The organism is Ancylobacter sp. G4_0304, assembly GCF_047501495.1.
Lineage (GTDB): Bacteria > Pseudomonadota > Alphaproteobacteria > Rhizobiales > Xanthobacteraceae > Ancylobacter.
The window spans coordinates 14,887-33,995 of record NZ_JAZDRM010000016.1 but is presented as its reverse complement, the minus strand read 5'-3'; the positions used below and the strand labels follow the sequence as shown (position 1 = coordinate 33,995).

The window sequence follows — 19,109 nt, the reverse complement described above, 5'->3', positions numbered from 1 at the left end:
CAACGGAAGGAAAGGCGAGGAGGGAGGCGCCATCCTAGGCGCCGCCACGGACGAAGGCGAGGGCGGTCACAGGAAGCCGATCCACCGCCCTGCGACCAGCGCGCCGAGCCACAGAAGGGCGGAGGCGAGGGCCAGCAGCCGCACGCGCAGTGTGAGCGGGCCGCCGGCCAGCGCCTGCCGGAAACCGGCTCCGGCATGCTGGATCCCGACATTGCCGAGCGCGAGCGCGATGAGGCCGAGCTTCCACAGAAAAGCGGCGTTGCTGGCATATTCCGCGGGCCGCACCGTGAACAGCCATAGTCCCGTCGGCAATGCGAGGCACAGGCCGATGAGCGCGGCGCGGGAGAGAAACGGGCCGATCACCGCCAGCGGCACCGTGCGGAAAGCGCCCATCAGCCGCAGGTCCAGCGGCAGAATGGCGCCGAGCAACAGGCCGATGCCGAGTATGTGCGCGGCATTGATGAACAGATAGGCCGTGCCCGAGCCCTGGAGCCACACCGCTCCCGGCCAGTTCCCCAAAGCCGCCAGCATGGGCCGCTCAATTGCTGGGGAGCCGCTCGGGATACATGTCGTAATTGCGCCCGGCGATGGTGACGCGCACCGCCTTCATGTGCGGCTTCGCCTCGTCACGCGAACGGTTGCCGAGCACGGTGATGGCGTCGCCCTTCTGCGCGCTCATGGGCGTGAAGCCGGAGGCCTGGGTCTGCCGCGGATTGCCGAGATCGACCTGCCAGACCTTGCCCTCGCTATCGCGCACCTGAATCATGGGATGCGGCGGGGCGATGGCGACGCTCTCGACCGTGCCTTCCAGCGTCATCTGTTCGCTCTGCGCCCACGACCAGCCGTGATGGGCGAGGGCCGGGGACGCGGCGAGGAGAAGGCAGAGCGCGGGAACGCGAAGGATTCGCGCGGTGAAGATCGGCATGGGAGGCTCCTGTCGCTGCGGACGTCTCCCAGACTTATGGGGCGCAGGCGCGCCGCGACGAGCCGTGCCGGCCTCACATTTGCGCCAGCGCGCGCCAGCCCACGTATCCGGCCGGAGCGGGGGCTCCTTCATGCCGCGCATGGTTCCGCGATGCCGGGATCGCTCCAGCGGACTGTCCGGCTCACGGTGCGGGGCCGGCAGCGCGGGCCGGGAGACAGTCGCGACCCGCCCGCCAGCGTCCCCGGAGGCCGAAGCCGGGCCGGGGCGCATGAGCGCAGGCGGGTGAGGCGCGGCGCTACACGTCCACGCTGGCGCGCAGGGCGTTGTCCTGGATGAACTCACGGCGCGGCTCCACCACGTCGCCCATCAGCCGGTTGAACAGGTCGTCGGCATCGGCGACCTCCTTCACCTTGACCTGAAGCAGCGAGCGGGCGTTGACGTCGAGCGTGGTCTCCCAGAGCTGCTCGGCATTCATCTCGCCAAGGCCTTTGTAGCGCTGGAGCGTGACGCCCTTGCGGCCGGCATCGGTGGCGGCGTCGAACAGGTCCATCGGGCCGTGGACCACGATTTCCGTGCCCTTGCGGCGCAGCGTGGCGGCGTCGGCATGGACTTCCTGAAGCTCGGCGGCGAGCGAATCCAGCCGGCGCGCCTCGGCCGAGTTGACGAAAGTGGCGTCCAGCAATGCCACTTCCTTCACGCCGCGCACGGTCCGCACGAAGCGGAAGCCGGTCTCGTCGACCTCGGCGACCCAGCCGCGCTCGGTGTCCTCGGCGATGACGTCGAGACGCTGAGCCACCGCCGCGCCGACCGTGGCGCGCTGCTCCTCGTCCAGCAGCAGGCCGGGGGCGAAGGCGCCGGCAATGGCCGCCTGCTCGACCACGGCACGGTTGTAGCGCGGGTGCAGGCCGTTCATCACATTGCGGAACGAGCGCGCGCTTTCCAGCACGGCATGCAGGTCGGCGCCGGCGCGGACCTCGCCATTGGCCACCAGCAGCGAGGCATCGTCGAGGCCCTGCGCGATCAGGTAGTCTTCCAGCGAGCGCTCGTCCTTGAGGTACTGCTCGGACTTGCCGCGCGTCACCTTGTAGAGCGGCGGCTGGGCGATGTAGATGTGGCCGCGGTCGATGAGGTCGGGCATCTGCCGGAAGAAGAAGGTCAGCAACAGGGTGCGGATGTGGGAGCCGTCCACGTCCGCGTCGGTCATGATGATAATCTTGTGGTAGCGCAGCTTGTCGACATTGAAGTCGTCGCGGCCGATGCCGGTGCCCAGCGCGGTGATCAGCGTGCCGATCTGCTCGGAGGACAGCATCTTGTCGAAGCGGGCGCGCTCGACGTTCAGGATCTTGCCGCGCAGGGGCAGGATGGCCTGGAAGGCGCGGTTGCGGCCCATCTTGGCCGAGCCGCCGGCCGAGTCGCCCTCGACGATGAACAGTTCGGACTTGGCGGGGTCACGCTCCTGGCAGTCGGCGAGCTTGCCGGGCAGGGAGGCGACGTCGAGCGGGTTCTTGCGCCGGGTCAGTTCGCGCGCCTTGCGGGCGGCCTCGCGGGCGGCGGCGGCTTCCACCACCTTTCCGACCACGGCCTTGGCCTCGGCGGGGTGCTCCTCCAGCCAGTTGTTCAGCGCGTCATTGACCAGCGCCTCGACCACCGGGCGCACCTCGGAGGAGACCAGCTTGTCCTTGGTCTGCGAGGAGAATTTCGGGTCCGGCACCTTCACCGAGAGCACGGCGGTCAGCCCTTCGCGGCAATCCTCGCCGGTGGGGTCGACCTTCTCCTTCTTGGCGATGCCTGAACGCTCGGAATAGCCGATGACCTGGCGCGTCAGCGCGGCGGCGAAGCCGGTGAAATGGGTGCCGCGGTCACGCTGGGGGATGTTGTTGGTGAAGCACAGCACATTCTCGTGGTAGCTGTCGTTCCACGAGAGCGCGCATTCCACCGCGATGCCGTCCTTCTCGGCGCGGATGACCACGGGGCTCGGCAGGAGCGCGGTCTTGGAGCGGTCGAGATACTGCACGAAGGCCTCGACGCCGCCCTCATACATCATCTCCTCGCGCTTCACCTCGGCGCTGCGGGCGTCGGTCAGCACGATGCGGACGCCGGAATTCAGGAAGGCGAGCTCGCGCAGCCGGTGCTCCAGCGTGGCGTAGCTGAATTCGATGTGGGTGAAGGTCTCAGGGCTCGGCACGAAGGTGACCATGGTGCCGCGCCGGCCCTCCAGCGCCGGGCCGACGACCCGGAGCGGGGCCTCGGCGTCGCCGTGGCGGAAGCGCATATGGTGCTCCAGCCCGTTGCGCCAGATCGTCAGGTCGAGCGTGGTGGAGAGCGCGTTCACCACCGACACGCCGACGCCGTGGAGGCCGCCCGAGACCTTGTAGGAGTTTTGGTTGAACTTACCGCCGGCATGGAGCTGGGTCATGATGACCTCGGCCGCCGAAACGCCTTCCTCGGAATGGATGTCGGTCGGGATGCCGCGGCCATTGTCGGTCACGGTGACGGAGCCGTCCGGGTTCAGCGTGACGGTCACCTCGTCCGCATAGCCGGCCAGCGCTTCGTCGATGGCGTTGTCGACCACCTCATACACCATGTGGTGCAGGCCGGAGCCGTCATCGGTGTCGCCGATATACATGCCCGGCCGCTTGCGCACGGCGTCCAGCCCCTTCAGCACCTGAATGGACTGCGCGCCGTAATCTTCCGGCGTCGGGCTTTCGGAATCGGCCATGTGATCAGCTCGTCGAATCGTTAAAACGTTGAATTCACTTGTAGCGCACTTGCGCGGTTATTTCGCGGCAACCAGCACCGCCGCGCCCGCCATGGCGGAGCCGCAGGCGCGGTTGATCAGCTTGATCGCGCGGGTGTCGGCCACCAGATGCCGGGCGCGATGGGCGAGCGTGACATAGCTCGCGAACACCGCGCCGAGCACCACAAAGATGACGCCGCACAGCTCGGCGAAACCGAGCGTCGTCAGGTTCGCCACGTCGACGATGGTCGGCAGCAGAGCGAGGTAGAACACCATCGCCTTGGGATTGCCGAGTGTCATGCCAAGGCCAGTGAGGAACAGGCCGAGCGGGGATTCCGAGCGGCCCACCGTCTCCGCCTGCGCGGCATGCGCCGGGGCGGTCCACAGCTTCCAGGCGAGGTAGAGCAGATAGCCGGCCGCCGCCAGCCGCACCACGATGAACAGCGAGCCAAGCGCCGCCGCGAGCGCGGCGAGGCCGAGCACGGCCGCGGTCAGCCACACCATGTCGCCGAGGATGATGCCCAGCACCAGCGGGAGCGCACCCTCGCGGCCACGCACCAGCGTGCGGGCGATCACCGCGATGACGCTGGGGCCCGGGGAGGCGGCGGCCAGCGCGAGCGCGGCGGCGAAGACGGTGAGACCGACCAGATCCATGATGGCCCCTACGTGCGCGCGCGTGCGCGAAAGGTCAAGAGCCGCGGGCGGCGACGCTTCAAGATGCCGCGCGGTGGCACACCGCCTCGATGCGGTTGCCGTCCGGGTCCAGCACGAAGGCGGCGTAATAGGCCGCGTGATAGGCCGGGCGCAGGCCGGGCGCGCCATCGTCGCGCCCGCCATGGGCGAGAGCGGCGGCGTGGAAGGCGTCGACCGCCGCCCGGTTCGGCGCCCGGAAGCACCAGTGGCGATTATCCGCCACCACCGCGCCGCGGGAGGCGAGCACGGACAGATAGCTGTGGCCGTCATCGCCCGTTCGGTTGCGGATGCCGTAGCCCACACGGTCCTCGGCGCGGTTCACGCACGGCACGCCGAGCGTGGCCATGATCGCGTCGTAGAACGGCAGGGCGCGGGAAAAATCCGAGACGGTGATGGAAGCATGGTCGAGCATGTCTAATCCCCCCGAGCCGGCGCGACCTCGCCCGGCCGCACGTCGAACCGCTCCGCCGCCGTGCCGAGCGCCGCGAAGGCGGCCGGATCCGCCCCGGTCATCCACACCTGCCCGCCCAGCGCGTCCAGCGCCGCGAACAGGGCGGCGCGGCGGGCGGGGTCGAGATAGGCGACGACGTCGTCCAGCAGCATGACCGGCACGCGGCCCGCCATCTCGCCGACCAGTCGGGCATGGGCGAGGGCGAGGCCGATGAGCAGCGCCTTCTGCTCGCCGGTGGAGCCCTGCGCGGCGGGGATCGCCTTGGGGCCGTGGCCGACGGAAAGGTCGGTGAGGTGCGGGCCGTCCAGCGTGCGGCCGGCAGCGCGGTCGCGCGGACGGGAGGCGCGCAGCGTGGCGCGATAGGCGTCCTCCACCATCGTGGCCGGTTCGCGCGTCAAGGCGCGCTCCACCTCGCCTTCCAGCGCCACGGTGGCCCAGGGAAACAGGGAGGTGTCATCCCTTCCAGCCTGAATGCCGGCGTTCAGCCGCCGCACCGCTTCGAGCCGCGCGGCGGCGACGGCGATAGCGAGCGCGGCGAGTTCCTGTTCCACGGCATCGAGATAGCGCGGGTCGGTATCGATCTCTTCGAGCAGACGGTTGCGGGCACGCAGCGCCCGCTCCAGTGCGTTCACGCGGGCGCCGTGTTCGGCGTCGACGGCGAGCACCAGCCGGTCGAGAAAGCGGCGGCGCTCGGCCGGCGGGCCGGTGAACAAGCCGTCCATTTCCGGGGTGAGCCAGACCACTCGCAGATGATCGGCAAAGGCGCTCGCCGAGCCGACGCTCTCGCCATCGATCCGGCAGCGCCGCGTGCGGGCGCCTTCCGCGCCGTCCTCGACGCCGGTGCCCAGATGCACCTCGCCGAACGCGCCTTCAACCGTGGCGGAAACCGCCCAGCCGGTGGCGTGCGGTGCCTCGCCCGGCAGCCGCGCGGCGAACTGGTCGAGACTCGCCCGGCGCAGGCCACGACCGGGAGCGAACAGCGAGATGGCTTCGAGAAGATTGGTCTTGCCGGCCCCGTTGGGGCCGATGAGCACGACAGGGCCATGCCCCACCCCAACCTCCGCCGCGTGATAGCTGCGGAAATGGCTCAGCCTCAGGCGGGTGATGCGGGCGGGGGCAGTGACAGGCGGGCTCACACGCGCATCGGCATCAGCACATAGAGCGCGCCGCGCTTCTCCGGGTCCTGCATCAGCGTGGGGGAACCGGGATCGGCGAGCTTCAGCTCCGCCGTGCCGCCTTCGATCTGCGAGGTGATGTCGAGCAGATAGCGACTGTTGAAGCCGATATCGATCGGCTCGGCCGCGTATTCGACCTCCAACTCCTCGGTCGCACTGCCGGAATCCGGGTTGGTGACCGAGAGGGTGAGCTTGCCGTCGCCGATCGAGAGCTTGACCGCGCGGCCGCGCTCGCTGGCAACCGTCGACACGCGGTCGACGGCGGCGGCGAAGTCGGCCTTGTCCACCACCAGCGTCTTGTCGTTGCCGGTCGGAATCACGCGGCCATAATCGGGGAAGGTGCCGTCGATCAGCTTCGAGGTCAGCACCACGCGGTCGAGCGAGACGCGGATCTTCGAGGTGGACAGCTCCACCGTGACGCTGGCTTCGCCATCCTCGGCAAGGCGCTGGATTTCGGCGACCGCCTTGCGCGGCACGATCACCCCCGGCAGGCCCTCGGTGCCGGCGGGCGCTGCGGTCTGCGCCTGGGCGAGACGGTGGCCGTCGGTCGCCACCGCGCGCAGCACCGGGCCGCCGGCGTCGGCGACGTGGAGGTAGATGCCGTTCAGATAATAGCGGGTCTCTTCGGTCGAGATGGCGAACTGGGTCTTGTCGACCAGGCGCTTGAGCTCGGCGGCGGAGAGGGTGAAGCGGTGCGACAGCTCGCCGGCCGCGAGGTCCGGGAACTCGTTTTCCGGCAGGGTCTGCAGCGCGAAGCGCGAGCGGCCGGCACGCACGGTGAGCGTGCCGCGATCGCCCGACGTCTCGATCTGCACCTGAGAGCCCTCGGGCAGCTTGCGCACGATGTCGTAGATGGTGTGCGCGGGCACGGTGGTCGCGCCTTCCTGGCCGACTTCGGCGGGAATGGTCTCGACAATCTCGATGTCGAGATCGGTGGCGCGCAAGGCGAGGCCACGCGCATCGGTGCGCATCAGCACGTTGGCGAGGATCGGAATCGTATTGCGACGCTCGACGACACGATGAACGTGGGCGAGAGACTTGAGCAGCTCGGCCCGCTCGACAGTGACCTTCATGGCCGCAACACCCGTAAACTCGGAGAAACGGAAGGCGCACGGGGCGGATGCGCGGGGACGGACCTAACGCAAACGCCCCGGCGGGCAGCGCGGGCGCGCCGCCGGGGCGACGACATTGCCGCCCCTGCTGCCGCATGGCAAGGCAGGGGGCGGGCGTACGGTCGAATTAGTGGGGATAATAAGCGGAGAAAACGGGGAAAACCGGCGGTTTCCCCGTGGAAAGGGCCTATTCGTTGACGAGGCGCTTCAGGGTTTCGACCTCATCAGCCAGCGCGCGGTCGCTGCCGACCAGACCCTCGATCTTGCGGACCGCGTGCAGCACCGTGGTGTGGTCGCGCCCGCCGAAGCGGCGGCCGATCTCGGGCAGGGAGCGCAGCGTGAGCGTCTTGGCCAGATACATCGCCACCTGGCGCGGCTTCACCACATTGGCGGTGCGGCGCTGGGAGAGGATGTCGGCGCGGGTGACGTTGTAGTGCTTGGCGACGATGCGCAGAATATCGTCGACGCGCACGCGCTTGGGCTCGGTGGAGCGCACGAGGTCGCGCACCGCGGTCTCGGCCATTTCCAGCGTGATGGCGCTGGAGGTGAGCTGGTTATGCGCCAGCAGGCGGTTCAGCGCGCCGTCGAGGTCGCGCCCGTTCTGCCCGCAATTATGCGCGATGAAAGACAGGACGTCGGACGGTACGTTAAAGCCGGGGTGCTGCTGAGCCAGCGCGTTGACGCGGGCGGAGAGGATGTCGAGCCGCAGTTCCTCGTCGAGCGGGGCGATCTCCACCACCAGGCCGCCGGCAAGGCGCGAGCGCACGCGCTCTTCCAGCGCGTCGAGCTCCGCCGGCGGGCGGTCGGCGGCGATGACGACCTGCCGGCCGGAATCCATCAGCGCGTTGAGCGTGTGGCAGAATTCCTGCTGCACCGACTTGCCCTGAAGGAACTGGAGGTCGTCGATCACCAGCGTGTCGATGCCGCGAAGCTGCTCCTTGAAGGCCAGCGAGGACTGGTTCTTCAGGGCCTGCACGAAGCCGTACATGAAGCGCTCGGCGGTGAGGTACACGACGCGGCGGCCGTGCTCGGGGCCGGCGGCGGTGATGGCCTGCAAAAGGTGCGTTTTGCCGAGGCCCACGGCGGCATGAAGATAAAGCGGGTTGAACACCGGGCCGCTGCCGGCCGGCGCTTCCGCCAGCTTGAGCGCGGCGGCATGGGCGAGCCGGTTCGAAGAGCCGAGCCGATAGGTGTTGAAGGTCAGGCGCGGGTCGAGCGGCGAGCCGGCGCCGGCCGGGGCAGCCTCGACGAGGATCGGGGCGGCGCGGCTTTCCTCATTCGCGGCCGGCTGTGGCGCCGGGCGCACCACGGTACGCACCGGGGTGGCGGTCGCGCCGGGCGTGCGCAGCACGGCGGTGCGCACGATGAGGTCGACGCGCGCGTCCGGCATTTCTTCCTGCCAGAGCGCGTTGAGCCGCTCGATATAATGCTGCTGAATCCAGGTCTTCAGGAAACGCGTGGGCACCGAGAGCCGCACCGTGCCGCCGTGGATGTCGTCCAGTTCGAGCCGGGGGAACCAGCTCGAATACACCTCTTCACCGATCTCCGCGCGCAGGCGGCGGCGTACCCGCTCCCACGCATCACGCGCACCACCGTCGATACCGTCGAAAGCACCGGCACGTTCAAGGGGTCCACCAAGCGCCGCTTTGGAACTCGGGACCTCAAGGCTGCTGGACTTCATCATGGTCTTCTCCGCGCGTTTTTGCGGTTTATTGGGACCGTCACGAACAAAGCGCCACATCGGCGGCAGGCGCAGGCCCGCCGTCGGAGCTCAGCATTCGTGTCGGAGATGAAAGGCGTTCCGCCGGGGGACGGCGGTGAAGGCTGTTGAGCCGCTACGCGGGGTAGCGGAACGACGGGGCCGGTTCGATCAGACAGATTTCAGGCGAAGTCGAGGCGAAGCCTGAGACAGAGGCGACGCGCCTGGTGCCGTCCGGCGCGACCGCGGGGGTCATCCGGCTCGCGGTCCCGCCATGTGCGACACCGACACATCCTGCGCGCGCATTCGGCCGCGCGCTCCTGCCATTGATCATAGTCGCCCCTTCGCGGCAAGATGCTTGCCGTCCCTGTAGAAGATCTCGTTTTTATAAAACACAACTACAAGAGAACGCTGGAAGAACAGGTTACCAACATAACGTCTTTCGCAACGTCATGCTTATGTAGTTCCTCAGGCAGAGCGTTCCGAGAAGTGGGGATGGATACAAGAAGCGCACAGAAATCCCCTCCCACTCCAGAATGAGTAGTTTTTGAACTCAACTTTTCGCTGAGGTGCCCGACGGATCGGATGAAGAGAACATACACAGCAGCCCGACCCGGCGCAACGCTCTTGGCGCATCTCGGCTCTGCGCCGAGGGCTTCGAGGCGGTGATTCGGCCCCTTGGGAAACGATGGTTATTCGGCAAATCTCTGACTCCCTTGCGAGAATCAGGGGGCTGCAAATTGGTGCGGCATGAGGGCTATTTTTTCCGCAGTGTCACCTCGCCGGGGAAGGGGAGGGGCGATTCTCCACCGCTTTGATCATCTGCCTCGTAATTAATTGATTTTATGAGATAATTTTTGCGCGACGTGTGCTGGTTCTTGCCGGTTGCAGCCGTGCCCGAGGCCTGCTTCGAGGCCATTTTTGAGTCAAGTAGGGATTCGCCGGACCATCCGGAACGCCAGGGCGAACCGGGTGTCATGTGACAGTTCTGCAACGCATTTTCCAGCGTCCGGCTGCGCATCTGCCTCAAGGGAAAGACGGGCCTTTCAGCGGGCAAAGTCGCAGCAGCGCGGGGCGGCAAACGCAAAAAGCCCGGCATTAAGCCGGGCCTTGCATTCTACTTGTGATTGCGCCCCGAAAACGGGCCGCGATCAGGCGCCGAGCTTGGCGAGGCGCTGGGCGAGACGGGACACCTTGCGCGACGCGGTGCTCTTGTGGAGCACGCCCTTCTGGGCAGCGCGCATGATTTCCGGCTCGGCAGCCTTGAAGGCAACGCCGGCAGCGGCGCTGTCGCCGGAAGCGAGGGCTTCCTCGACCTTGCGCACAAAGGTCCGCATCCGCGAGCGGCGGTCCTTGTTGATCTCCGTGCGGCGCGCGATCTTGCGGGCTGCCTTCTTGGCGGAGGGCGTATTGGCCATCGGCCGTCCTCTTCATCGTCGCAAGGGCGAGGGCGAGCCTCTCCATTGCCTGGAATGTCTGTGACTGGTGATACGGGGCCGGCCCAAGGGACGCCCCGCGTGAGTGGCGGGCTTATAGTCGGCGCCCGCCCTTCCGTCAATATGGAAAGCCTTCACGAGGAAGGCTCCGCGGGCCGCGCCTACGCGTTCTTGAACGACGCCGAGCGCTTTTCGCTGAAGGCGGCCATGCCTTCCTTCTGGTCGGCAGTGGCGAACAGGGCCTGAAACAGGCGCCGTTCGAATCGAATCCCCTCCGCGAGCGTGGTCTCGAAGGCGCGGTTCACGCTCTCCTTGGTCATGATCGCCGCCGGCAGCGACAGGTCGGCGATGCGCTCCGCCACCTTCATCGCCTCGGTCATGAGATCGGCGAGCGGGACGACGCGGGAGACGAGGCCGTAGCGGTCAGCTTCTTCGGCAGTAAGATTGCGGCCGGTCAGGCACATCTCCATCGCCTTGGCCTTGCCGATGGCGCGGGTGAGGCGCTGCGAGCCGCCGGCGCCCGGCATGATGCCGAGCTGGATTTCCGGCTGGCCGAAGCGCGCATTGTCGGCGGCGAGGAGGATGTCGCACATCATCGCGATCTCACAGCCGCCGCCAAGCGCATAGCCCGCCACCGCCGCCACCACCGGCTTGCGGCAGCGCGACAGCCGCTCCCAGCTGGTGATGAAGTCGTCGACATAGGTGGCGGGGAAAGTGAGGGCCTGCATCTCCTTGATGTCGGCGCCCGCCGCGAAGGCGCGCTCGGAACCGGTGAGCACGATGCAGCCGATGCCGGCATCGGCCTCGAAGCCGTCCAGCGCCCGGTTGAGCTCGGCGATCAGCGCGCCGTTGAGCGCGTTCAGCGCCTTGGGGCGGTTGAGCGTGATGACGCCGACGCGTCCATTGGTCTCGACGAGGATAGTGTCATACGCCATGGCGGGCGCGTCTCCCGTGTTGGACTGCCGCCTATCGCTGGCAGGCGGCACAATAAAAGGTCGACCGGGCGTTCTGCACAAGCCGTGCGATCTGCCCATGACAGCCCGGCATGGTGCAGGGCTCGCCCTCGCGGTCATAGGCGCGGAAGCTGTGCTGGAAATAGCCGAGCGTGCCGTCGACCTGCGCATGGTCGCGCAGGGTGGAGCCGCCGGCGAGGATGGCCTCGTTCAGAATCAGGCGGATCATCTCCACCAGCCGCTCGGCTTCCGCCGCGGTGAGCGTGGAGGCCGCGCGTTCCGGCGCGAGCCCGGCGCGGTGCAGCGCCTCGCAGACATAGATATTGCCGAGCCCGGCGACGACCTTCTGGTCGAGCAGCGTGGCCTTCAGCGAGGCGGCGCGCTTCGCGCTCGCCTGTATCAGGCGCCCGGCGTCGAAGGCGTTGCCCAGCGGCTCCGGCCCGATGTCACGGAACAGCGGATGCGTCTCGATCTCGCCGCGCGGCACCAGCAGCATGGCGCCGAAGCGGCGCGGGTCATTATAGACCACGCGCGCACCGCCCTCGATGTCGAACACGACGTGATCGTGGGTCTCCAGCGTCGACCGCGGCAGGGCGAAGGCACCGGGTGTCACGACGTCCACCTCGGGCATCTCGATGCGGAACGAGCCGGACATGCCCAGATGCATGACCAGCACCTCGGCGGGGGCGTCGCCCATGGGCGAGAGGTCGGCCATGAGATACTTGGCACGGCGGCCGAGGCTTTCGATGCGCCGCCCGGAAATCCGCTCCGCGAAACGCTCGGGCAGCGGCCAGCGCAGGTCTGGCCGGCGGGCGATCGCCTGTGTGACGAGGCGACCTTCCATCACCGGTGCGAGGCCCCGGCGCACGGTTTCGACCTCGGGAAGCTCGGGCATGAAGGCGTCCTGTCCGTGGGTAAGCGCGACCCTCTATATAAGAGAGAGCGAACGCAGATAGGCGTCGAGCTCCGGGGCGGCGCGGAAGCGGTGGGCGTAGAGGCCCGCCTCGCGGGCGCCGGCGGCGTTGACTTCCTTGTCGTCGATCATCACCGCCTGTTCCGGGGCGGCGCCGTAGAGCGCGGCGAGGCGCCGATAGATCGCCGGGTCCGGCTTCTTGGTGCCGAACTCGGCGGCGACATGCATGTTGGTGCCGAACACCGCGCGCAGCTCCGGCACCAGCGTGTCGAAATAGGTCTTCATCAGGTGGCCGTTATTGGTCAGCAGCGCCACCGGCGTGCCGCGCGCCACCGCCGAGGCGAGGCCGATGGTGTCGGGCGTCAGCGTCATCGCCAGCGCGCGGGTGCGCAGCCAGTCATCCTCGCCGAACGGAACGCCAAGCGTCTCCGCCACCGCATCGAGATAGGCCTGCGCGGAAAGCCGGCCGGCATCGGCGGCATCCTCCAGCCCGCTGTCCCAGATGCGCCGGGCGACCTCCTCGGGCGCGAGCCCGGCCATGAGCGCGATGGCGGATTGGCGCGCGTGCACGTCGTAGTGCAGCAGCACGTCGTCCATATCGAAGATGACGAGACGGATGGGGGAGGGGGATGTCGCCACGGCGCCTGCCTCAGGGCAGTGCCGCGAAGCCTTCGCCGAAGCCCTTGAGACTGAGCGGGATGCCGATTCCCTCCTCCGGCGTCTGAAAGACGATGAAGGTGGCGTTGGTGCCGTTGCGGAGCTGGTCGATCAGCTTGTCGTCCATCACCACCTCGGCAACGCAGCCATTGGGCACGCAGCGCACGAAGCCGGCGCGGCCGACATCGGCATTGTCGATCTTCAGCCCCAGGCCGGAGGGCAGCAGCACGCCGAGCGGCGCGAGAACGCGCAGGAGGCGGCTCTGCTGGTCGGCGGTCTTCAGGATGATGACGGTGAGGCCGACATTGGGCCGGTCGTCCGCCTGCACGCTCTGGAGCAGCACGCATTGCTCGGACTGGGCGCCGGGCGGCGTGTCGCAGCGGATCTGCCACTCGCCATGAACCGACTTGACCACGCCCTGAGCCATGGCGCCTCCCGCCGTGATGGAGAGAGCGGCGAAAACGAAGGCGGCCGCGATGGCGGAGCGCAGGGCCGGAAACCCGGACATGGGCTGGTCTCCCAACTGAACAAACTCAACGAACGGACTTCACAAGAATCAGGCGCGATAGGCAAGGCGAATCGCCCCTTCCGCCGTACCGCTCCCCTTGAGCGCCAAGGGGGTACAACGCATGAGCGCGATGTCAAGAATGCGGCGGAGGGGACGTGCGGGAAGATGGAACGGTTCCAGGCACCCGACGTCATGTCGCAGACGAGAGCGGCGTTGTCTCGTTGCTCGGGTGTCCTTTTTGTGTTTGATGAATGTCAAATGCCACCTGTTCGACAGGCGGTCCTGCATTGCCGCGACCATGTGGCAGGGGAGTTGATGGGAGTGACGATCGCGATGAACTCGTGGATCAGCAATGTCCGGCGCACCGGCGCCGGTCTGTTTGGGGGGATGCTCGCCGGGCTTGGCCTGTTCCTCGCCGGCATGGGCTCGGCTCTTGCCGGAACGGGTCAGCCCTCGCCTTGGGAGATCAATCTCCAGGGCGCCGCGACCCCGGTGATGGAGAGCATTCATTCTTTCCACCACTTCCTGCTGGTCATCATCATCGCCGTGGTGCTGCTGGTTCTGGTGCTCCTCGTCGTGGTGGCGCTGAAGTTCAACGAGAAGGCCAATCCGGTGCCCTCGCGCACCACGCACCACACGCTCATCGAGGTGGTGTGGACGGTGGTGCCGGTGCTGATTCTGGTCGCGATCGCGATCCCGTCCTTCCGTCTGCTGTTCCTGCAGCTCGACGTGCCGAAGGCGGACCTGACCATCAAGGTCACCGGCCACCAGTGGTACTGGTCCTATGAATATCCCGACGATGGCGGCTTCGGCTTCGACAGCATGATGGTGCCGACCGCCGAGCTGAAGCCCGGCCAGCCGCGCCTGCTCGCCGTCGACAACGAGGTCGTCGTGCCGGTCAACAAGATCGTGCGCATCCAGGTGACCGCGGCGGATGTGATCCATTCCTTCGCCGTGCCGTCTTTCGGCGTGAAGATCGACGCGATCCCCGGCCGCCTGAACGAGAGCTGGTTCAAGTCGACCAAGGAAGGCATCTTCTACGGCCAGTGCTCCGAGCTCTGCGGCAAGGACCACGCCTTCATGCCGCTCGCCATCCGGGTGGTGACGGAAGAGGCCTATGCCGCCTGGCTCGCCGAGGCCAAGCAGAAGTTCGCGAGCGCCGCGGCGCCCGCGACCTATGCCCTGAACGACATGCTGGCGCCGGAGGCCGTTCCGGCGCGCTGACGCCGGGATGCCTGTCTGCGCAAGTTCGATTCGACGTTAGAGAAGGCGCGTGAAAGCGCGCGAATGAGGGACGGTTCTATGGCCACACATGCAGCCGGTCATGCGGGCGATCCGACGGGTTGGAAGCGTTGGGTCTACTCGACCAACAACAAGGACATCGGCGTGATGTACCTGATCTTCGCGATCGTCGCGGGGGTCGTGGGCGGTGCCCTGTCCATCGGCATCCGCATGGAGCTGCAGGAGCCGGGGATGCAGATCTTCTCGGATCCGCAGACCTTCAACGTGTTCACCACCGGCCACGGCCTCATCATGATCTTCTTCATGGTGATGCCCGCCATGATCGGCGGCTATGGCAACTATTTCATCCCGCTGATGATCGGCGCGCCGGATACCGCCTTCCCGCGCATCAACAACGTGGCGTTCTGGCTGCTGCCGCCGGCCTTCGCGCTGGCCCTTCTCTCGCTGTTCGTCGAAGGCGCGCCCGGCTCCAACGGCTTTGGCGGCGGCTGGACCATCTATCCGCCGCTCTCCTCCAAGCTCGGCCACCCCGGCCCGGCCATGGACCTGCTGATTCTCTCGCTGCACATCGCCGGCGCTTCCTCGATCCTCGGCGCGATCAACCTGATCACCACCATCCTGAACATGCGCGCGCCGGGCATGACCCTGCACAAGATGCCGCTGTTCGCCTGGTCGCAGCTCGTCACGGCCTTCCTGCTGCTGCTGTCGCTGCCGGTCCTGGCGGGCGCCATCACCATGCTGCTGACGGACCGCAATTTCGGCACCACCTTCTTCGCCCCCGACGGCGGCGGTGACCCGATCCTGTTCCAGCACCTGTTCTGGTTCTTCGGCCACCCGGAAGTGTACATCCTGATCCTGCCCGGCTTCGGCATCGTCTCGCACATCGTGTCGACCTTCTCGAAGAAGCCGATCTTCGGCTATCTCGGCATGGCCTATGCGATGGTCGCGATCGGCGTGGTCGGCTTCGTGGTGTGGGCACACCACATGTACACGGTCGGCCTGTCGTCCTCGACCCAGGCCTATTTCGTGGCCGCGACCATGATCATCGCCATCCCGACCGGCGTGAAGATCTTCTCGTGGATCGCGACCATGTGGGGCGGCTCGATCTCGTTCCGCGTGCCGATGCTGTGGTCGATCGGGTTCATCTTCCTGTTCACCGTCGGCGGCGTCACCGGCGTCGTGCTCTCCAATGCCGGCATCGACCGCTCGCTGCACGACACCTATTACGTGGTGGCGCACTTCCACTACGTGCTGTCGCTCGGCGCCGTGTTCGCGATCTTCGCCGGCTGGTACTACTGGGCGCCGAAGATGTTCGGCTACATGTACAGCGAGGGCATCGCCAAGGTGCACTTCTGGCTGACCTTCGTCGGCGTGAACCTGGTGTTCTTCCCGCAGCACTTCCTCGGCCTCGCCGGCATGCCGCGCCGCTATGCGGACTACCCGGACGCCTTCGCCGGCTGGAACTTCGTCTCCTCGATCGGCTCGTATATTTCGGGCTTTGCGGTTCTGGTGTTCCTGTACGGCGTGTGGCGCATGTTCGCCGCCAAGGTGCCGGCTGGCGCCAATCCCTGGGGTGAAGGCGCGACCACGCTGGAATGGACGCTTCCCTCGCCCCCGCCCTACCACCACTTCGAAACGCTGCCGCGCATCAAGTGAGGGCCGGCGCCGCCGGAAGCTTCCGGGGCGCGTGCGAACGAGACCCGGCGCGGCATGTTTCCGCGCCGGCGTTACGGAACAGGTAAAGGCGCTGCGGAGTGCCCGTCGTGAGGCGCGGCACGGCCGGTCACAGGCCGCCGCAGGCGCCGCCGGAGTAAAGTTGAATGAGCGACGTCGCTTCGCGCGAATATGACATTGCCGAGGCCGAGGCACGCCCGGCCGACGTGCTGTCCCATGCGTCGGTGTCGGATTTCATCGCGCTGCTCAAGCCGCGGGTGATGTCGCTCGTCATCTTCACCGCGCTGGTCGGCATCGTGCGCGCGCCCGCCGAGGTGCACCCGGTGATCGGCTTCACCGCGCTGCTGTGCATCGCCATCGGCGCCGGCGCCTCGGGCGCGCTGAACATGTGGTGGGACGCCGATATCGACGCCGTGATGAGCCGGACCCGCAAGCGGCCGATTCCCGCCGGCCGCGTGACGCCCGGCGAGGCGCTGGCCTTCGGGCTCACTTTGTCGGTCGGCTCGGTGCTGGTGCTCGGGCTGCTGGTCAATGAGCTCGCGGCGGCGCTGCTGGCCTTCACCATCTTCTTCTACGCCGTCATCTACACGATGTGGCTCAAGCGCTGGACCCCGCAGAACATCGTGATCGGCGGCGCTGCCGGAGCCTTCCCGCCCATGGTGGGCTGGGCCGCCGCCTCGGGCGGCATCGGGCTGGAGAGCGTGCTGCTCTTCCTCATCATCTTCTTCTGGACGCCCCCGCATTTCTGGGCGCTGGCGCTCTACAAGTCGGGCGACTACCAGCGCGCGGGCGTGCCGATGCTCCCCGTGGTCGCCGGGCCGTCCGAGACCCGCCGCCAGATCCTGCTCTACACGCTGATCCTGGTGCCGCTGGCCATGTCGCCCTGGTTCCTGGGCATGGCCGGGCTGGCCTATGGCGTGGTGTCGGGTGTCTCCGGCGCCATCATGCTGACGCTGGCGGTCCGGGTGTTCCGCGTGCGCGAGGGCGCGCCGGCCGAGGCGGCTGCCCGCCGCCTGTTCGCCTTCTCGATCCTGTATCTGTTCCTGCTGTTCGCGGTTCTGCTGGTCGAGGCGCTGCGCGCGCCGGCATGGCTCAGCCTGTGAGCGAATGATGGCAGGGAGGATCGCCATGACTGATAACGACACGGGCAAGAAGCCGCCCACGGACGGCATCATGCTCACCGAGGAACAGAGGAAGCGCCGCCGCGCGCGCTCCGTCGCCATTGCGCTGGTGCTCGCCGCGCTGTGCGTCCTGTTCTACATCGTCACCATTGTGAAGCTCGGCCCCGGCGTACTGGTGCGGCCATTGTGAGCGGGAGGGGCGAGGACATGAGCACGGACCACGAAGCCCGGACGCCGGAGACGATCGAGACCGCCGCGCCCCGTCGCGCGGGCGAGCGTCGCCACGCCGTGGTGGCGGCGTCGTGCGGCGTGTTCGTGCTGGCCATGGTCGGCGCCGCCTATGCCGCCGTGCCGCTCTACCAGATGTTCTGCCAGGTCACAGGGTTCGGCGGGGCGACCAAGGTCGCGACCAGCGCGCCGAACCGGATGCTGGACCGCGAGGTCGAGATTCGCTTCGACGCCAATGTCGCTCCGGGCCTCAGCTGGGCGTTTGCCCCCGAGCAGCGCTCGGTGACGGTGAAGCTCGGCGAGACCAAGCTGGCCTATTACCGCGCGGAGAATCGCGGCAAGGAGCCGGTGACGGCGAGCGCGACGTATAATGTCGCGCCGGCGTTGGCGGGCTATCACTTCGCGAAGATGCAGTGCTTCTGTTTCACCGACCAGACGCTGCAGCCGGGCGAGGTCATCGACATGCCGGTCGTGTTCTTCGTCGATCCCGCGCTGGCGGACGACAAGGACCTCGATGGGCTGAAGACCATCACGCTGTCCTACACCTTCTTCGCCAAGCCGGCCTCGCTGGCCGCCGGGAAGGCCAATTCGGCGCCGCCGTCGGCGCCGGCCGGCGGCAAGACACCGCTGTAACACGGCGCTCGCGGCGGATCACGCCGCGAGACGGAACGACACATTGCGGCCGCGGGAACGGCTCGCTAGAGAATGGACTGAACGGAGAGCGCGACCCATGGCCCAGGCCCACGCTGACGCCCACGCCAAGCATCACGACTACCACCTCGTCGACCCGAGCCCGTGGCCGTTCGTCATCTCGGTCTTTGCATTCATCATGGCGGTTGGCGCCGTGTTCTGGATGCACGGCCAGCTCACCTCGCTGGTGTTCATCGCCGGCCTGCTCGGCGTCATCTACACGATGATCGTCTGGTGGCGCGACGTCATCCGCGAAGGCGAGCACCAGAAGTACCACACCGAGGTGGTGCAGCTTCACCTGCGCTACGGCATGATCCTGTTCATCGCCTCCGAGGTGATGTTCTTCGTGGCGTGGTTCTGGGCGTTCTTCGATGCCTCGCTGTTCTCCGGCGAGGAAATCAACTTCATGCGCGCGGACGTCACCGGCGGCCACTGGCCCCCGAAGGGCATCGAGACCTTCGACCCCTGGCACCTGCCGCTGCTCAACACGCTGATCCTGCTGACCTCCGGCACCACGCTGACCTGGGCGCACCATGCGCTGGTGCATGGCGACCGGCAGGGCGCCAAGTGGGGCCTGTGGAGCACGGTCGGCCTCGGCGTGCTGTTCTCCATGCTGCAGGCGTACGAGTACGCCCACGCGACCTTCGATTTCTCGGGCAACATCTATGGCGCGACCTTCTTCATGGCGACCGGCTTCCACGGCTTCCATGTGATCGTCGGCACCATCTTCCTCGCGGTGTGCCTCGGCCGTCTCTATGCCGGCCACTTCACCCCGACCCATCATTTCGGCTTCGAGGCCGCCGCCTGGTACTGGCACTTCGTCGACGTGGTGTGGCTGTTCCTGTTCGTGTTCATCTATGTCTGGGGCGGCGGCACCCCGGCGGCGCATTAGCCC

General features: G+C 67.4%; 19 protein-coding genes. 6 read left to right on the top strand and 13 right to left on the bottom strand.

Going from position 1 to position 19,109, the window contains the following annotated elements; translation table 11 throughout:
- Positions 1-66: 66 nt before the first annotated feature.
- The 13 genes from VRZ77_RS10980 to VRZ77_RS10920 form a co-directional block, all read right to left on the bottom strand.
- Complete coding sequence (locus tag VRZ77_RS10980) at positions 67-531, bottom strand: DUF6644 family protein (protein ID WP_414592694.1); 465 nt, start codon at positions 529-531, stop codon at positions 67-69.
- Between the two features lie 7 nt (positions 532-538).
- Positions 539-925, bottom strand: coding sequence for a DUF6152 family protein (locus VRZ77_RS10975; protein WP_414592693.1), 387 nt, complete (start codon positions 923-925; stop codon positions 539-541).
- 295 nt (positions 926-1,220) lie between these two features.
- Entirely contained in the window at positions 1,221-3,644 is a 2,424-nt protein-coding gene (gene gyrB, locus VRZ77_RS10970) for a DNA topoisomerase (ATP-hydrolyzing) subunit B (RefSeq protein WP_414592692.1), read from the bottom strand.
- 57 nt (positions 3,645-3,701) lie between these two features.
- A complete protein-coding gene (locus VRZ77_RS10965) occupies positions 3,702-4,316 on the bottom strand; it encodes a LysE family translocator (protein ID WP_414592691.1) in 615 nt (204 codons plus the stop codon).
- Between the two features lie 58 nt (positions 4,317-4,374).
- The gene (locus VRZ77_RS10960; protein WP_414592690.1) at positions 4,375-4,767 is read right to left on the bottom strand and encodes a VOC family protein; all 393 of its coding nucleotides are present in this window, start codon (positions 4,765-4,767) and stop codon (positions 4,375-4,377) included.
- A gap of 2 nt (positions 4,768-4,769) precedes the next feature.
- Entirely contained in the window at positions 4,770-5,942 is a 1,173-nt protein-coding gene (gene recF / locus VRZ77_RS10955) for a DNA replication/repair protein RecF (RefSeq protein WP_414592689.1), read from the bottom strand.
- Positions 5,939-7,054: a DNA polymerase III subunit beta gene (gene dnaN, locus VRZ77_RS10950; RefSeq protein ID WP_414592688.1), complete on the bottom strand. Its 1,116-nt coding sequence runs from the start codon at positions 7,052-7,054 to the stop codon at positions 5,939-5,941. The genes recF and dnaN overlap by 4 nt, the downstream gene beginning before the upstream one ends.
- A 226-nt stretch (positions 7,055-7,280) precedes the next feature.
- Positions 7,281-8,777: a chromosomal replication initiator protein DnaA gene (gene dnaA, locus VRZ77_RS10945; protein ID WP_414592687.1), complete on the bottom strand. Its 1,497-nt coding sequence runs from the start codon at positions 8,775-8,777 to the stop codon at positions 7,281-7,283.
- A gap of 1,166 nt (positions 8,778-9,943) precedes the next feature.
- Positions 9,944-10,210 carry a 30S ribosomal protein S20 gene (rpsT, locus tag VRZ77_RS10940; protein ID WP_414592686.1) on the bottom strand — a complete coding sequence of 89 codons (267 nt, stop codon included), beginning with the start codon at positions 10,208-10,210 and terminating at the stop codon, positions 9,944-9,946.
- A 179-nt stretch (positions 10,211-10,389) separates the two neighbouring features.
- Positions 10,390-11,163 carry an enoyl-CoA hydratase gene (locus tag VRZ77_RS10935; protein ID WP_414592685.1) on the bottom strand — a complete coding sequence of 258 codons (774 nt, stop codon included), beginning with the start codon at positions 11,161-11,163 and terminating at the stop codon, positions 10,390-10,392.
- A gap of 31 nt (positions 11,164-11,194) precedes the next feature.
- Positions 11,195-12,076 (bottom strand): bifunctional DNA-formamidopyrimidine glycosylase/DNA-(apurinic or apyrimidinic site) lyase, encoded by an 882-nt coding sequence (gene mutM, locus VRZ77_RS10930; protein ID WP_414592684.1) that lies wholly within the window; start codon positions 12,074-12,076, stop codon positions 11,195-11,197.
- Between the two features lie 33 nt (positions 12,077-12,109).
- Complete coding sequence (locus tag VRZ77_RS10925; RefSeq protein WP_414592683.1) at positions 12,110-12,733, bottom strand: HAD family hydrolase; 624 nt, start codon at positions 12,731-12,733, stop codon at positions 12,110-12,112.
- A 10-nt stretch (positions 12,734-12,743) separates the two neighbouring features.
- Positions 12,744-13,259 (bottom strand): invasion associated locus B family protein, encoded by a 516-nt coding sequence (locus tag VRZ77_RS10920; protein WP_414592682.1) that lies wholly within the window; start codon positions 13,257-13,259, stop codon positions 12,744-12,746.
- A 315-nt stretch (positions 13,260-13,574) separates the two neighbouring features.
- Between VRZ77_RS10920 and coxB the strand changes: the two genes are divergently transcribed.
- From coxB to VRZ77_RS10890, 6 genes are all read left to right on the top strand, one after another.
- Positions 13,575-14,483, top strand: a complete 909-nt coding sequence (gene coxB, locus VRZ77_RS10915) for a cytochrome c oxidase subunit II (protein ID WP_414592681.1) — start codon at positions 13,575-13,577, stop codon at positions 14,481-14,483.
- A 78-nt stretch (positions 14,484-14,561) separates the two neighbouring features.
- On the top strand, positions 14,562-16,157 hold the full coding sequence (gene ctaD / locus VRZ77_RS10910) for a cytochrome c oxidase subunit I (RefSeq protein ID WP_414592680.1): 1,596 nt from the start codon (positions 14,562-14,564) through the stop codon (positions 16,155-16,157).
- A 164-nt stretch (positions 16,158-16,321) separates the two neighbouring features.
- A complete protein-coding gene (locus VRZ77_RS10905; protein WP_414592679.1) occupies positions 16,322-17,278 on the top strand; it encodes a heme o synthase in 957 nt (318 codons plus the stop codon).
- A 25-nt stretch (positions 17,279-17,303) separates the two neighbouring features.
- Positions 17,304-17,486, top strand: coding sequence for a hypothetical protein (locus VRZ77_RS10900; RefSeq protein ID WP_414592678.1), 183 nt, complete (start codon positions 17,304-17,306; stop codon positions 17,484-17,486).
- 17 nt (positions 17,487-17,503) lie between these two features.
- Positions 17,504-18,157, top strand: a complete 654-nt coding sequence (locus VRZ77_RS10895; RefSeq protein WP_414592677.1) for a cytochrome c oxidase assembly protein — start codon at positions 17,504-17,506, stop codon at positions 18,155-18,157.
- Between the two features lie 97 nt (positions 18,158-18,254).
- Positions 18,255-19,106 carry a cytochrome c oxidase subunit 3 gene (locus tag VRZ77_RS10890; protein ID WP_414592676.1) on the top strand — a complete coding sequence of 284 codons (852 nt, stop codon included), beginning with the start codon at positions 18,255-18,257 and terminating at the stop codon, positions 19,104-19,106.
- Positions 19,107-19,109 lie beyond the last annotated feature (3 nt).